The sequence below is a fragment of the Saccharopolyspora sp. NPDC049426 genome, assembly GCF_040676935.1.
Lineage (GTDB): Bacteria > Actinomycetota > Actinomycetes > Mycobacteriales > Pseudonocardiaceae > Saccharopolyspora.
The window spans coordinates 308,544-323,807 of record NZ_JBFAPZ010000004.1 but is presented as its reverse complement, the minus strand read 5'-3'; the positions used below and the strand labels follow the sequence as shown (position 1 = coordinate 323,807).

The 15,264-nt window shown below is 71.8% G+C and carries 13 protein-coding genes; 8 read left to right on the top strand and 5 right to left on the bottom strand.

Annotated elements, in window-relative coordinates; all coding sequences use genetic code 11:
- Window positions 1–275 precede the first annotated feature (275 nt).
- The 8 genes from AB0J78_RS10495 (at window position 276) to AB0J78_RS10460 (ending at window position 10,200) form a co-directional block, all read left to right on the top strand.
- Window positions 276–2,036 carry an ABC-ATPase domain-containing protein gene (locus AB0J78_RS10495; RefSeq protein ID WP_363788500.1) on the top strand — a complete coding sequence of 587 codons (1,761 nt, stop codon included), beginning with the start codon at window positions 276–278 and terminating at the stop codon, window positions 2,034–2,036.
- Window positions 2,037–2,108: 72 nt separating this feature from the next.
- A complete protein-coding gene (locus tag AB0J78_RS10490) occupies window positions 2,109–2,777 on the top strand; it encodes a phosphoribosyltransferase family protein (protein ID WP_363788498.1) in 669 nt (222 codons plus the stop codon).
- Window positions 2,778–3,046: 269 nt separating this feature from the next.
- Window positions 3,047–3,454 (top strand): hypothetical protein, encoded by a 408-nt coding sequence (locus AB0J78_RS10485; protein WP_132679497.1) that lies wholly within the window; start codon window positions 3,047–3,049, stop codon window positions 3,452–3,454.
- Between the two features lie 260 nt (window positions 3,455–3,714).
- On the top strand, window positions 3,715–6,096 hold the full coding sequence (locus tag AB0J78_RS10480; protein WP_363788495.1) for an ATP-dependent Clp protease ATP-binding subunit: 2,382 nt from the start codon (window positions 3,715–3,717) through the stop codon (window positions 6,094–6,096).
- Between the two features lie 71 nt (window positions 6,097–6,167).
- A complete protein-coding gene (locus AB0J78_RS10475; RefSeq protein WP_363788492.1) occupies window positions 6,168–7,097 on the top strand; it encodes an alpha/beta hydrolase in 930 nt (309 codons plus the stop codon).
- 206 nt (window positions 7,098–7,303) lie between these two features.
- A complete protein-coding gene (locus AB0J78_RS10470) occupies window positions 7,304–7,747 on the top strand; it encodes an STAS domain-containing protein (protein WP_363788491.1) in 444 nt (147 codons plus the stop codon).
- A 33-nt stretch (window positions 7,748–7,780) separates the two neighbouring features.
- Window positions 7,781–8,305: a DUF1697 domain-containing protein gene (locus tag AB0J78_RS10465; RefSeq protein WP_363788490.1), complete on the top strand. Its 525-nt coding sequence runs from the start codon at window positions 7,781–7,783 to the stop codon at window positions 8,303–8,305.
- 269 nt (window positions 8,306–8,574) lie between these two features.
- Window positions 8,575–10,200, top strand: coding sequence for an ATP-binding cassette domain-containing protein (locus AB0J78_RS10460; RefSeq protein WP_363788489.1), 1,626 nt, complete (start codon window positions 8,575–8,577; stop codon window positions 10,198–10,200).
- Window positions 10,201–10,305: 105 nt separating this feature from the next.
- On the opposite strand, the gene AB0J78_RS10455 is transcribed toward AB0J78_RS10460, so the two are convergent.
- The 5 genes from AB0J78_RS10455 to AB0J78_RS10435 are packed head-to-tail and all read right to left on the bottom strand — an operon-like array spanning window position 10,306 to window position 15,251.
- Entirely contained in the window at window positions 10,306–11,079 is a 774-nt protein-coding gene (locus AB0J78_RS10455; RefSeq protein WP_363788488.1) for an enoyl-CoA hydratase/isomerase family protein, read from the bottom strand.
- Complete coding sequence (locus AB0J78_RS10450) at window positions 11,069–12,562, bottom strand: tripartite tricarboxylate transporter permease (RefSeq protein ID WP_363788486.1); 1,494 nt, start codon at window positions 12,560–12,562, stop codon at window positions 11,069–11,071. Before AB0J78_RS10450 ends, AB0J78_RS10455 begins: the two co-directional genes overlap by 11 nt.
- Before the next feature lie 21 nt (window positions 12,563–12,583).
- Window positions 12,584–13,078 carry a tripartite tricarboxylate transporter TctB family protein gene (locus AB0J78_RS10445; RefSeq protein ID WP_363788484.1) on the bottom strand — a complete coding sequence of 165 codons (495 nt, stop codon included), beginning with the start codon at window positions 13,076–13,078 and terminating at the stop codon, window positions 12,584–12,586.
- Complete coding sequence (locus AB0J78_RS10440) at window positions 13,075–14,043, bottom strand: tripartite tricarboxylate transporter substrate binding protein (RefSeq protein WP_363788483.1); 969 nt, start codon at window positions 14,041–14,043, stop codon at window positions 13,075–13,077. Before AB0J78_RS10440 ends, AB0J78_RS10445 begins: the two co-directional genes overlap by 4 nt.
- A gap of 35 nt (window positions 14,044–14,078) precedes the next feature.
- Window positions 14,079–15,251, bottom strand: a complete 1,173-nt coding sequence (locus AB0J78_RS10435) for a CoA transferase (RefSeq protein WP_363788481.1) — start codon at window positions 15,249–15,251, stop codon at window positions 14,079–14,081.
- Window positions 15,252–15,264: the final 13 nt, after the last annotated feature.

The following is a 15,264-nucleotide window of genomic DNA, read 5'->3' as shown; positions in this document are numbered from 1 at the left end:
GGGACACCGGCACACCCGCCAGGCGGAGTGCCGGTGTGAGAGCGGGCCGGTCGCGGCAGATCACCACCGCGGCCTGCCCGGAAGGTCGTTGACAGCTGATCTTGCGGGCGCCCGCAGAGGATAACCCGGCGTCAACACCCGCGCCCGATTACGACGCGCGAATGTTTCGCATTTTTCGGGGAAACCCGCAGACCACGCCGGTCCACTGTGTGTCCACTGTGGCCTGGATCATGGCCGGTTGGAGATTCCGGCGCCGCTGCGGTAGCTCTGTGTGCATGGCACAGCGACACGGCGGCCGGGGCGGGCCCCGGCACAGCGGCCCCCGCACCTCCCCGGCCCAGCAGCAGCGCGACCCCACCGCCGCCCGCGGCGACGCGCAGCGACTCCGCCAGGAACTGGGCGGCATGCACGGCGCCAGCTACGGCCGCTACAAATCGCTGACCGGCTCCTGGCGCTTCGACGGCTTCACCCTGCAGGTCCAGCGCGTCCAACCCGACCCCTACGCCCCGGCCAGCCGCGTGCAGGTCACCGTCGATGCCGACCACGCCGGCCTGCCTTCCGACCTCCACGACAACCCGGTGCGCGCCCGCGCCCTGGCCGGCCACCTGGTGCGGCGGCTGCACCACGCGCTCGGCGACAGCCGACTGCGCGTCGACGCAGGCGGCCAGCAGGTCCTCGACCGCAGCTCGTGCCAGATCCACCAGGGCGCGGTGCGGGTGCGCATGGGCATCGACCTGCCCGGGCGGGGCCGCACCATCGACGGTCGCGCCGCCGAGGAAACCCTCTGCGACGAACTGCCCCGGGCGGTCGAGACCGCACTGCGCTGGTCCACCGCCGACGAGCAGCAGGCCCGCACCTTCGTCGACAGCGTCGAGGACACCCACGCCCTGCGCGAGGCGCTCACCGAACGCGGCTGGGTGGCCTTCGTGGCCGACGGAGCGATCCTGCCGCGCCGCAGCGGCATCGACGAACGCCCCCTGACCAGCGGGGTCGCGTTCTCCTCCCCGGAATCGATGCGGGCCACCGTGCGCCTGCCCCACCGCGGCGAGGTCACCGGCATGGCCGTGCCCGAGGGCATCACGCTCATCGTCGGCGGCGGCTTCCACGGCAAGTCCACGCTGCTGCGCGCCCTCGAGCAGGGCGTCTACGACCACGTGCCCGGTGACGGCCGCGAGCTGGTGGTCGCGCGCGCCGACACCGCCAAGGTCCGCGCCGAGGACGGCAGGCGCGTGCACCGGGTCGACGTCAGCCCGTTCGTCTCGCACCTGCCCACCGGCGCCGACACCCGGGACTTCTCCACCGACAACGCCTCCGGATCGACCTCGCAGGCCGCCGCGATCACCGAGGCCGTCGAGGCCGGCGCCGGGGTGCTGCTGGTCGACGAGGACACCGCGGCGACCAACCTGATGATCCGCGACGCCCGCATGCAGGCCCTGGTGGCCAAGGACGCCGAGCCGCTGACGCCGTTCGTCGACCTCATCCGCCCGCTGCACGCCACCCACGGGGTGTCGACGGTGCTGGTCATGGGCGGCTCGGGTGACTACATGGACGTCGCCGACCGGGTGCTGATGATGGACGCCTACCGGGCGCGCGATGTCACCGACCGGGCCCGGGAGCTCTCGCAGGCCCGCCCCACCGGGCGGCACAGCGAAGCCGACGGCTACCCGCCGCTGGGCCACCGGGTGGTCGATCCGCGCTCGATCCCCACCGAACGCCCCAAGATCCGCGCCCGCGGCACCGACGCGCTGAGCATCGGCGAGTCCACGGTGGAGCTGCGCGGGGTGGAGCAGATCGTCGACGCCTCCCAGATCACCGGAATCGGGCTGGCGCTGGTGAGCTGCGCCCGGCGGGGTGTGCTCGACGGGCGCGCCAGCATCGCCGAGGTGCTGGAGGCGTTGGCCGCCGACATCGCCGAGCGCGGGGTGGCCGCCGTCGACGAGCGGTTCGTGGGTGATTTCGCGGTGCCCCGGCCGCTGGAGGTGGCCGCGGCGCTCAACCGGCTACGGGTGTTGCGGGTGAGCGCGTTGCGGCGGTGACGGCGGTTTGCCCGCACCGCCGTGGTGGGCATCCCCAGGGTTGGCCCCGATGTGGTGGGAAAGGGGCGCACGATGCCTCGAACGCGATCCCGGCACTCCGGCGCGACCGGCTACGACGATCGCGCCCACGCCGGTCAGGTGCTGGCCGGGCACCTGCACGGCCTGGACCTGGTCGACCCGGTGGTGTTCGGTCTGGCGCGCGGGGGTGTTCCGGTGGCCGCCGAGGTGGCGCGGGCGCTGGGTGCCCCGCTGCGGGTGTGCGTGGCCCGCAAGATCGGCGCGCCCGGTCAGCCCGAGCTGGCGCTGGGCGCGGTCACCGCGCACGGCCCGCCCGGCTACGACCACCGGCTGGTGCGGTCGTTCGGGCTCGACCTCGACGATCTGGCGGCGGCCTGCGAGCGCGAGCGCGCGGAGGCCGCGCGGCGCGAGCACCTCTACCGTGGTGAGCCGGTGGAGCTGGCCGGTCGTGATGCGGTGCTGGTCGACGACGGGCTGGCCACCGGTGCCACCGCGCGGGCGGCGCTGCGGATGCTGGCCGAGGCCGGGCCCCGGCACCTGGTGCTGGCGGTGCCGGTGGGGTCGCCGGAGTCGGTGCGCGCGCTGCGGGGTGAAGCCGATGCGGTGGTGTGCGTGCTGCAACCGGTGGGCTTCGCCGCGGTCGGGCAGTTCTACCGGGATTTCGCCGCGACCACCGATGAGGAGATCAACGCGCTGCTGGGCGAGCTCGGCGAGCAGCGCTGAGGCCGATCACCCTGTGCGCCTCGGTGGGTCCGGTGGGTGATCTCGGCTGGTGGCGCCGCGGGCGGGTGGGGGTGATCTCGGTGGGTTCAGCGGGGTCTGAAGATAATGCTTGCGCATCGCCTTCACCACGCTCGGCCGGGACACGCTAACCTCTCCGCACCTACTCCTGTGCTGCGACAAGCCCGGGATCCGGCCGACAGGTGCCGGAGGGCTCGGGCGCGTGGTGGTCGGGGTGGAGTTGGTACTGGATTCGGGTTGATTGGTTCGCTATGACTGCCGCTGGACATTCCGACCACTCGTCGTCACAGGCGGGTAAGCACGGCCCGCCGTCGCGTCGCTCGGGCAGACGCGGTGAGGAGGCGGGGGCCGAGTCGGGTTATTCCTCGGAGGTCGCTCGTCAGGTCGGCGAGGCGACCGTGGCGCTGGGCGAGCGGCTGCGCGATCCGGGTGTGGCGCACAGCGTCGAGGAGATCGAGAAGGTCATGCGCGGTTTCTCGCTGACCGTGGAGGGCATGTCCGGTGGCCTGTCGGGGGTCACCGAGTGGCTGCGCGCGGCCGGTCACGTGGGGCCGCTGTCGGGGCACGCCAGCGTGATGTCCGAGCGCCTGTCGCACATCGGCAAGGAGCTGTCGCGGTTGGCCGACGCCATAGAGCAGGCACAACAGCGCGCCAGCTGAGCCGCCGCGCACCCGGGCCCGGGTCGCCGGATTCCTCGTGCCACAATGATCATGCGCGGTGGCGCCGGGTTTCCAGGCGCGAGTGGGGGTCGTGCGCAGGGGTTTTGCGAGCGGCACCGAGGGTGGCGGCGGCATCCCGGTGAGGTGTTCACCGGTCGAGCCTCCGGTATCGCGGGGGTCGGTGCTCGTCCGCTGAGGTTCGACATCGCCTGCCGCATCCGGGTTTTCGGGTGGGCGGGCGATGCTCGTCGTGTGTGGAGGTGGCCCGGTTGGATCGCGGCAGTGCCGGAGACTCCTCTGCCGCCTTCGATTCGCTGTTTCGCGACGTGCTCGCCGGTTCGGGTGAGGCGGCCGCGCAGTCGGCGGCGCTGAGCGCGCTGCTCGACGAGCAGGCGCACGAGGTGGTGTCCAAGGCGGTGCGGGCCACCGTGGACTGGGGTTCTCCCGAGTTGGACAGCTCGCACCTGTTGTGGGCGGTCACCCAGGTTCCGGCGACCGCCGAGCTGCTGCGGTCCTCGGGCGTGCGGGTGGGTGAGCTCGCCGAGGCGGTGCGCTCGGCGGTGATCGCCGTGCAGGAACCGCTGTTGCAGGGCTCGCCGGTGCTGTCCTCGACGGCGCGTCGCGCGCTGCTGGGTGCCTACCGGCAGGCGTTGGCCGAAGGCGCGGACGTGGTCGGGGCGCGGCACGTGGTGCTGGGGTTGGCCGCCGACGCCGATTCGGTGGCCGGGCGTGCGCTGGCGCGTGCCATCGAGCTCGGTGAGGGCGGTGGCGGTCGCAGCGTGCTGAGCTTGACGCCGCGGCTGGACGAGTTCGGGATGGATCTCACCGAGCTGGCGCGGGCGGGCAAGCTGGATCCGGTGGTGGGCCGGGACGCGGTGATCGAGCAGGCCATCGAGGTGCTGGGCAGGCGTTCGAAGAACAACCCGGTGTTCGTGGGTGATCCGGGCGTGGGCAAGACCGCGATCGTGGAGGGTTTGGCGCGGCGGATCGTGGCCGGTGAGGTGCCGTGGTCGTTGGCGGAGCTGCGGGTGGTGTCGCTGGATCTGGCGGGCATGGTGGCCGGGGCGAAGTACCGGGGGGAGTTCGAGTCGCGGTTTCGCGACGTGCTCACCGAGATCCGCGCCAACCGCGACTCGGTGCTGGTGTTCATCGACGAGCTGCACAGCATCGTCGGTGCCGGCGCCGGTGAGGGGTCGATGGACGCGGGCACGATGCTCAAGCCCGCGCTGGCGCGCGGCGAGGTGCGGCTGCTGGGTGCCACCACGGTCGAGGAGTACCGCAAGCACATCGAGAAGGATCCGGCGCTGGAGCGGCGTTTCGCGCCGATCATGGTCGACGAGCCCAGCGTGGCCGAGACCGTGGTGGTGCTGCGGGGTTTGCGGGAGCGGTACCAGCGCCATCACCGGGTGCGCATCGACGAGGCCGCGCTCACCGCCGCCGCGGAGCTGTCCCAGCGCTACATCGCCGACCGGTTCCTGCCGGACAAGGCGGTGGACCTGCTGGATCAGGCGTGCAGCCGGGTGCGGTTGCGCCGCGGCGGGCAGGTGCGCTCGGCGGCGGTGTTCGAGCCGACGGTGGTCGCCGACGACGTCGCCGATGTGGTGGCCACGCGCACCGGGATCCCGGTGGCCGATGTCAGCGCCGAGGACGTCGCGCGGCTGCTGGGCCTGGAGGAGCAGCTGCAGGCCAAGGTCGTCGGTCAGGACGCGGCGGTGGCGGCGGTGGCCGAGGCGGTGCGGCGGGCCCGGGTGGGTTTGGCCGACCCGGAGCGGCCGATCGGCAACTTCTTGTTCCTGGGTCCCACGGGTGTGGGCAAGACCGAGCTGGCTCGCGCTCTGGCGCAGGCGCTGTTCGGGGATGCCGGCCGGTTGTTGCGGCTGGACATGGGGGAGTTCCAGGAGAAGCACTCGGTGTCGCGGCTGATCGGTGCCCCGCCCGGTTACGTGGGCTACGGGGAGTCGGGGCAGTTGACCGACCGGGTGCGGCGCCAGCCGTACTCGGTGGTGCTGCTCGACGAGGTCGAGAAGGCGCATCCGGATGTGTTCAACACGTTGCTGCAGGTGCTGGATGCGGGGCGGTTGACCGATTCGCAGGGCCGGTTGGTGGATTTCCGCAACGTGGTGGTGATCATGACCTCCAACCTGGGGGCCGATCGGATCCTGGATTCGGGTGGTGATGCGGCGGCCTCGGCGGTGGTGGTGCTGGAGGAGCTGCGGGGTTTCTTCCGCCCGGAGTTCATCAACCGCATCGACGACGTCGTGGTGTTCCGGCCGCTGGGCATCGAGCAGCTGCGCCGCATCGGTGGTCTGCTGCTGGAGCGCACCCGGGTGCAGCTGGCCGACAAGGGGATGCGGTTGTCGGTCACGGATGCGGGTGTGGACTGGCTGGTCGAGCGCGGTCACCAGCCGGAGTTCGGTGCCCGCCCGTTGCGGCGGGTGATCTCCCGGGAGCTGGACAACCGGCTGGCGCGGATGGTGCTGGGCGGTGAGGCCGTGGCCGGCGATGAGATCACCGTGGACGCCGTCGACGGGGAGTTGCGGTTGTCGGTGGGCCAGGTGTGGCGGCCGGTGGCCGGGGGAAGGCATGCCGCGCCCGGCGAGAACTCGCCACTTCCCGCCCAAAGGTCGGGTGCGTTCGGGTGATCGTCTTCCCAGACGGGTTCGATCTTGACAGGGTGGGTTCTTGATCGTTTCCGGCGTGGAGGTGGTGGCGGGTGCGGGGCAGCGGGCAGCCGTACGTGGTGATGCGGGATCTCAGCTACGCGCCCCGGGTCGGCAACGCCCACCGCATGGACCTGTACCTGCCGGCGGAGGCCACCGGCCCGTGCCCGGTGGTGGTGTGGTCGGCCGGTTCGGCGTGGCTGGCCGACAACGGCAACACCGGCGGTGAGCGGGTCGCGCGGGCGTTGTGCGGGCGCGGCTACGCGGTGGCGGCGGTGGCGGTGCGTTCCAGCGGGCAGGCCCGCTTCCCGGCGCAGGTGCACGACGGCAAGGCGGCGGTGCGCTGGGTGCGCGCCCACGCCGCCCGCTACGGCCTGGACGCTGATCGCATCGCGGTGATGGGCAATTCCTCGGGCGGGTGGCTGGCCAGCATGCTGGGTGCCACCGCGGGTGTGGTGGCGTTGGAGGGTGATCTCGGTCCGACGTCGGTCTCCAGCGAGGTGCAGGCGGTGGTGGACCTGTACGGGCCGACGGATTTCCTGCTGATGGACGGGCACATGCCCGAGGGGGCGCTGGAGCGGTTCAACCAGATCACCGGTGGCAGTCGCGGTCATGACGATGCCGTCTCGCCGGAGTCGCGGTTGATCGGCGCGGAGATCCAGACGGTGCCCGGCCGGGTCGCCGAGGCCGATCCGTCGCGGTGGGTGCGCCGGGGTGGCCCGCCGTGGCTGATCCTGCACGGCACGGCCGATCCGCTGGTGCCCTTCCACCAGAGCGAGCTGCTGCTGGCGGCCTTGGAGCGCGCGGGGGTGCCGGCGACGCTCTACGAGATGAGCGGGCGGGTGCACGAGCACGACTACCTCGATGAGGCGCGTGATTTCACGCCGCGGCGGGTGCGGCACGCCGCCGGGGGTTCGGTGGCGGGTCAGGCTCCGGCGACGTGGGCGCTCATCGCCGGTTTCCTGGACGCCGCCTTGCGCTGACACACCCCGAATTTCACACGAAAGTGGCAGTGCTTGTTGCGGGGTGCCGGCGGCTCCTACCGTGGGTGGTGCGGTTTCGCCCGGTCGTCGCCGCTCCAGCTGGTCGGTGATCGTCCCAGCGCACAGGCGGTTTTGACGCGGCGCGCGCGAGTGGGCAGCACCGGCCCGTCCAGCACGAAGGGGGTAGCGTGATCGTCTCCAGATCTTTGCCCGCACAGGCATCCCACGGCTCGGGCGGCATCATCGCGCCCCGCACCGCCGGCGACGCCGAACCCGGCCGAGGCCGCGGTGCGTCGCGTTCGGCGTTACGCGTACGCGTGCAGTGGCCCGAACGAGGCGTGGTGGTGGTCAGCGTCGCCGGCGAGATCGACATGGCCAGCCTGCCGCGCGTCACCGAGATCGTGCGCCAACGCCTGACCGCCGCCCGCCTGCACACCGCGATCGTGGACCTGGAACAGGTCGGGTTCGCCTCCAGCGCGGTGCTGGAGCTGCTGATGCTGGCCTACAACGCCGCGGGCCGCCGCGAAGCGCGGCTGCTGGTGGTGCCCGGAGGTGGGCGGGTGAGCAGGTTGCTGGAGCTGACCGGCCTGTCGGCACTGTTCGAACAAGCTCCGACCGTCGACGACGCGCTGGCACTGGCGCGCCAGTAGGCGGTGTCGGGGAACGGTGGCAGGATTTCCCGGGTGAGCACCTTCGTGGCGCTGCTGCGCGCGGTCAACCTCGGATCGCACGCGCGGCTGCCGATGGCCCGGTTGCGGGAGATGATCGGCGAGCTGGGCTGGCAGCAGCCCCGCACCTACCTGCAGAGCGGCAACGCGGTGTTCACCGCACCCGCCGACGCCGAGCAGGTGGCCGCGGCGTTGCGGGAGAAGCTGGCCGCCGAGGGCCTGGTCACCGAGGTGATGGTCCGCACCGGCGAGCACCTGCGAGCCGTGGCCGCCGCCGGTCATCCTTTCGCCGCGCCCGGAGTGGAGCACACGAAGCTGCAGGTCGCCTTCCCGCTGCACCCGGTGCAAACCCCCCACGTGGCGGCCATGCCGCTGCCCGGTGGTGAATCCGCGCGCGCCGCCGACGGGGAGGTGTTCCTGCACTATCCCGACGGCGTGGGCCGCTCGAAGCTGACCACCGCGCACCTGCAACGCCACCTGGGCACCCCGGTGACGTGCCGGAACTGGAAGACGGTGTGCGCCCTGGCGCAGATGTGCTGAGAAATTCGCGCGCGCCACGCCCCGGGGTGCGGGTAGCATCGCCGTCGTCCTGCCGCCGGCGAGAGAGGTGCCTGTTGCTCATCTGAGGTCCGCGATCACCACGCGAGAACACCCGCACCAACCCCCACCGTGGGGTTGTCGTTGCCGGTGGGCGTGGAAGCGACCTCGATGACCGGGACACCCGCTGGTGGCTGCCCTGATGGATCATCGCCGCGTGGTGCTCGCCGCACATGCATCCCACCCGTTGCCCGGCGAAGGCGAGATCCTCCATGTCCACACCCACCCCCGCTTCGGTGACCTGCACCGAGATGTCGTTCACCTGGCCCGATGGGACGCCGGTGTTCTCCGGTGTCACCGCCGGTTTCCCCACCGGCGTCACCGGGCTCATCGGCGGCAACGGCAGCGGCAAGTCCACGCTGCTGCGCCTGCTGACCGGCGCGCTGACCCCCACCTCCGGGGTCCTCAGCGTGCCGGGCACGCCCGCCTACCTGCCGCAGACCATCACCAGCCATCTCGACGTGCGCGTCGACGAAGCCCTCGGCATCGACGGCACGCTGCGGGCGCTGGCCGCGGTCGAATCCGGTGAGGTCACCCAGCAGCACCTGGACACCATCGGGCAGGACTGGGACGTCGAACAACGCGCCCACGCCCTGCTGGCCACGCTCGGACTCGACGGGCTCACCCTGGATCGCCGCGTCGCCGAGCTCTCCGGCGGCCAGACCGTGCTGCTGCACCTGGCCGCGCTGCTGCTGGCCCGCCCCGAGGTGCTGCTGCTGGACGAACCCACCAACAACCTCGACCGGGCCGCCCGCCACCGGCTGCGGGAAGCGGTGCGCGGCTGGCGCCACGGCGTGCTGATCGTGGTCTCCCACGACCGCGAACTGCTCGACGACGTCGACCGCATCGCCGAACTGCGCGCGGGCGAGATCACCTTCCACGGCGGCGGGTACTCGGCCTACGAGCAGGCCGTGGCCACCGCGCAGGCCGCCGCCGAACGCGACCTGCGCGCCGCCGAGGCCGACGAACGCCGCCAGCAGCGGGAACTGGCCGAAACCCAGACCAAGCTGGCCCGCCGCAAACGCAACGGCGCCAAATCCGCGGAGAACATGCCCAAGATCCTCGCCGGTGCCCGGCAACGCGCCGCGCAGGAATCCGCGGGCAAGCTCACCGGGATCCAGCAGGAACGCCTGCAGGCCGCCCGCGAGAAACGCCGCCACGCCGAACAGGCGCTGCGCAGCGATGATCAGATCCGCCTGGAACTGCCCGCCACCCGCGTGCCCGCCGGCCGGGACGTGGCGCGGCTGCGGGAGGTGGTGCTGCCGCACACCGGGGCGCTGCTGGATCTGGACGTGCACGGGCCGCAGCGCATCGCGCTGCTGGGCGGCAACGGCACCGGCAAGACCACCCTGCTGCGGCTGCTGGCCGGAACCGCCGCACCGCAGTCGGGCCAGGTGCGGGTTCCGGTGACCGCCCGGCTCGTGCCGCAGCGACTCGACGTCCTCGACCCGGGCCTGAGCGTGGCCGCCAACCTCGCCCAGGCCGCCCCGGCGCTGACCGACAACCAGGTGCGCGCGCAGCTGGCGCGGCTGCTGTTCACCGGTGCCCGCGCCGACCAACCGGCTGGCACCCTCTCCGGTGGGGAAGTGCTGCGGGCGAGCCTGGCGGCGGTGCTGCTGGCCGAACCGGCGCCGCAGCTGCTCATGCTCGACGAACCCACCAACAACCTCGACCTCGACAGCAGCGCGCACCTGGCCGCCGCGCTGCGCGCCTTCCAGGGTGCGCTGATCGTGGCCGGTCACGACATGGCGTTCCTGCGCGAGATCAACCCGACCCGCTGGTTGCAGCTGGGCGAGACCCTCACCGAGATCACCGCGCAGGAGGCCGCCGAGCTCTAGGAGCTGTGAGGAATGCGGCGCAAGCCGCTGCGTCAGGTGTGGGACTCAGCTCGCACTCAGGTTTTGCCACCCGCACCGCTGTGCAACGCAGTTCCTCAACAATTCCTAGTGGCCGCTCCAGGTGTGCGGGGTCTTGTCCAGGAACGCCCGCACACCGCTGCGGAAGTCGGCGCTGCCGAACACGGTGCGCACGAGGTCGTCCCCGTCGGGCATGTTCGCCAGCCGCAACCGGCGCACCGCCTCCTTGCTGGCCCACATGGTCAGCGGCGCGTGCTGCACCAGCCGGGAGGTCATGGTCTCCACGACCGCGTCGAGCTCATCGATGTCGCACAGCTCGGTGACGAACCCGGCCTCGTGAGCTTCCTGGGCGGTGAACATGCGGGCGCGCAGCAGCATGTCCTTGGCGCGGGAGGGGCCGAGGTGGAACACGAGCATGGAGTAGGTGTTCATGGCCAGGCAGTTGCCCAGGGTGCGCGCCACCGGCACCCCGAAGCGGCCGGTGGTGGTCGCCACCCGCAGGTCGCAGGCGGCGGCCAGGGCGATGCCCGCGCCGACGCAGTAGCCGGAGATCGCCGCCACCGTGGGCACGCTGGCGGCCTCCAGGCGCCCGAAGACCTCCTCCATGCGCTGCTCGTAGGCCACCCCGTCCTCGCCGCTGGTGAACTCGGCGAACTGGGCGATGTCGGTGCCGGCCACGAACGCCTCCTGACCGGCGCCGCGCAGCACCATCACCCGGATGTCGGGGTCGGTTTCGGCGCGCTCGATGGCGGCCACCAGCCCGTCGTACATGCTCCAGCTCATGGCGTTGCGCTGGGCGGGGCGGTTGAAGGTCACCCGCAGCACGGGTCCGTCGGCGGCCACCAGCAGTTCATCGGACATCGGCGTGTTCCTTCCTTCCCGCGCGGCGGCGGGCCAGCAGTGGTGCGGTGAGCATGGCGGCGGCGATCAGCAGGATCACCACGCAGATGGGCTGGGTGGCCAGCAACCACATGTTGCCGTCGAAGATCGCCGAGGACTGCACGAGCGCCTTCTCCAGCAGAGCGCCGATGACCACGCCCACCACCAGCGGCGCCATCGGCAGGTCGAGGCGTTTCATGCCGTAGCCGACGAACCCGAAGATCAGCACGAGCACGACGGAGAAGAAGTTCTTGTCGATGGCGAACGCGCCGACGAAGCTGGTCACCAGGATTAGCGGGTAGAGGAACCCGTAGGGCACCCGCAGCAGCTGCGCGAACACCGGCGCCAGGGGCAGGTTGAGCACCAGCAGGATGACGTTGCCGATGAAGAACGACACCAGCAGGCCCCACACGAGTTCGGGCTGCTCGGTGAACAGCAGCGGCCCGGGCTGGATGCCGTAGACGGTCAGCGCACCCAGCAGCACCGCGGTGGTGGCACCGCCGGGGATGCCCAGGGTCAGGGTGGGGATGAAGTTGGCGTTGGCGGCGGCGTTGTTGGCGCTCTCCGGCGCGGCCACGCCCTGGATGGCGCCGTGGCCGAAGTTCGCCCGGTTGCGCGAGACCCGCTTCTCCAACCCGTAGGCCAGGAACGACGCCAGGGTCGATCCGGCGCCGGGCAGGGTGCCCAGGGCGAAACCGATGAGGCTGCCGCGCCCGATCGCCCCGGCCGAATCGCGGATGTCGGACCGGCGGATCACCAGATCCCGGAAACCCGCCCTGATCGGCCGCGCCCCACCGGCCCGGATCTGGTGCAGCACCTCACCGACGGCGAACAACCCGATGACGACCTCCACGTAGGGGATGCCCGACAGGAGGTTGACGCTGCCGAAGGTGTAGCGCGCCTGACCGGTGCCGGCATCGATGCCCACGCACGCGATGAGCACCCCCACGCAGGCCATGGCCGCCGCGCGCAGCGTCGACCCGGTGGACAGCACCACCATGGTCACCAGCGCCAGCACCATCACCGCGAGGTTCTCCGGCGGCCCGAACCGCAGCGCGACCTGCGCGATCGGCGGCGCCAGCGCGGCCAGCAGGATCAGCGAGAGGATCGCCGCGGCGAACGAGCCGATCGCCGCGATCGCCAGCGCCGCACCAGCCCGGCCCTGCCGCGCCATCTGATATCCGTCCAACGTGGTCACCACGCTGGCGGCCTCGCCCGGTGTCGACAGCAGCACCGAGGTGATCGTCCCGCCGTACTGGGCGCCGTAGTAGATCCCGGCCAGCAGGATCAGCGCGGTGACCGGCTCCACGGTCAGCGTCAGCGGAATCAGGATCGCCACCCCGGTCGCCGACCCCATCCCGGGCAGCAGCCCGATCACGGTGCCCAGCACGACCCCGGCGAAGCACCACAGCAGGTTCGTCGGCGTCAACGCCGTCGACACACCCAGCAGCAGGTTCTCCCACACCCCGGCCCACCCCCTCCCTTTCTAGAACCCGAAGATCCCGGTCGGCAGCGGCACCGCCAGCAGCACCGCGAAGATCACCCACACCCCACCGGCGGCGGCCACCGAGAACGCCACCGCCGGAAGCAGACGCCGGCCTTCCAGCCAGGTGGAGATCACCAGCACCAGCCCGCCGAACGCGCACACCATGCCCACCACCGGCACCGCCAGCACGGTCACCGGCAGCAGCACGAACACCCGCCGCAGGATCCACGCCCGCTGCCCGGCCGTGCGCCCGAAATCATCGGTGCCCGACCCCGTCTCACCGGACTCGTCGGCCGTGACCGGCTGGGACAACTGGCGGCGCAGCAACACCGCGGCCAGCACCGCCAGCAGCCCACCGGCGACCATCGGCACGAAACCCGGACCGATCCGGCCCTCGTCGCCGAACACCCCGTAGACCGGGGCGGACAACGCGAAACCCGCGCCCAGCACCACCAGCCCGGCCGCCCACCACACCTGTCCACCCACCGTGCTCATCGGCTCACCACCTGCTCCAACTCGCCCTGCGCCCCGGCCAGATACGCCCCGAACTCGGCGCCGAAGGCAGGCCGCGCCTGCAGGAACTCCGAGGCCACGTACTCGCGGTAGGCGGGGGACTCGGCGAAGCGCCGCGCCGCCCCCACCCAGAACTCCCGCGCCTGCGGGTGGAGCTCACCCGGGGCGATCACCCCGCGAAACTGCGCGAAGACCACCCCCACCCCCTGCTCCACCGAGGTGGGGATGCCGGCGAGTTCGGGATAGGTGTAGCGCTGGTCGGCGAACACGCACAGCGCCTTGAGCTCCCCGGCGCGCAGCTGACCGATCACCTCGCTGGGGTTCAGCGACGCCAACTCCACCTGACCGCCCAGCACCGCCGCCATCGACTCCCCACCACCCTCGTAGGGCACGGTGTCGAGATCGGCGCCGGTCTTCTCGCGGATCTGGGAGAACACCACCGCGTCCGGCCCCATCGCGCCGGAGATCGCCGCCAGGACCCGGCGGTGCCGGGCCTGCTCGACGGCATCGGCGCAACTGGTGATGGGGGAGTCGGGGCGGGCCACCAGCAGCGTGAAGTCCTCACCGACCTTCATGATCGGGGTGAACGAGCGGTGCGAGAACGCCACCTCCACCGACGCCGGCAGCGACAGCAGCGAGGTCTCGGTGGCCAGCAGGTACTGCGGAGAACCGGTCTTGCCCAGCAGGTAGGAGTAGCCGACCGCACCCTGCCCGCCCTCGCGGTTGTCCACGCTGATGTTCAAGCCCGGGGTGACCGACACCAGCCCGTCGGCCACCGCACGCCCGGCGATGTCGCTGCCACCCCCGGCGGCGAAGGGCACCACCATCGTCACCGGACCCACCGGCCGATCCGCGCCCGCCGCGTCCTCCGAGCCGGACCCGCCACCGCACCCGGCGCAGACACCCGCCACCGCGGCCACCGCCATGATCAGGGATAACGCACGCATCGCTCCTCCTTGAGCTCGCGCCGCGACAACAATCCTCAGGGCTCGGCGATGACTCCCGCCTGCGCCAAGTCGGCGATCTCGTCCTCGCCCACGCCCAGCTCGGCGAGGACCTCACCGGTGTGCTCACCCAGCACCGGGCCCGCCGAGCGCCGCTGCGTCGGGGTTTCGGACAGCCGCATGGGCGAGCCGATCTGGCGCACCGCACCCAGCTGCGGATGCGGCGCGTCCCAGAAGAACCCCCGCCCGGTGAGGTGCTCATCGGTGAACACCTGCGCGGTCTCGGCGATCGGGGCGCAGGGAACCCCGGCGTCCACCAGCGCCTCCACGATCCCGGCGGTGGTCCACCGCGTCGTCTCCCGCTCGATCGCGGCGATCAGCTCGTCGCGGTGGTGGTAGCGGTCGTAGGAGGAGCCGTAGCGCTCATCGTCGAGCAGCTCGGCCAGCCCCAGTGCACGGCAGAACGCAGGCCAGGTCTTCGCGGTCGTGGCCCCGACCGTCACCCACCCGTCCTTGCTGCGCACCGCCTGGTACGGGGCGCTGTTCTGATGCGCCGAACCGTGCTTGCGGCCGCTGTCGCCGGTGGCGAAGAACGTCCCGGCCTCCCACACCGCCAGCGACGCACCGGCTTCGAACAACGACACGTCGGCGACCTGACCGCGCCCGGTGTGCTCGCGGGCCCGCAAACCCGCCATCGCGCTCATCGCCGCGTACAGCCCGCACACCAGGTCGCACACCGGCACCCCGACCTTGACCGGGGCACCGCCTTCCTCACCGGTGATGCTCATCAGCCCGGCGCGGGCCTGGGCCATGATGTCCAGGCCCGGCTGCGACGCCAACGGCCCGTCCTGGCCCCACCCGGACACCGCGACGTAGACCAGCCGCGGGAAGCGCTCCCGCACCACCTCGGGCCCGAACCCCAGCGCCTCCAGCGCGCCGGGACGCAGGTTCTCGATGAGCACATCAGCGCCGGCCAGGAGCCTGTCGAGCACGTTCCTGCCCGCGTCGGTCTTCAGATCCACCGCCAGCGAACGCTTGTTGCGGTTGAGCCGGACGAAAGGGGAGGAGTGCTCCTGCAGGAACGGCCCGGTCTGACGCACCGGATCACCGCCCGCCGGGTTCTCCACCTTCACCACGTCGGCACCGAGATCGGCCAGCTGCATCGCCGCGTAGGGCGCTGCCATGAACGCACCGATCTCCACCACGCGCACACCAGCCAGCGGA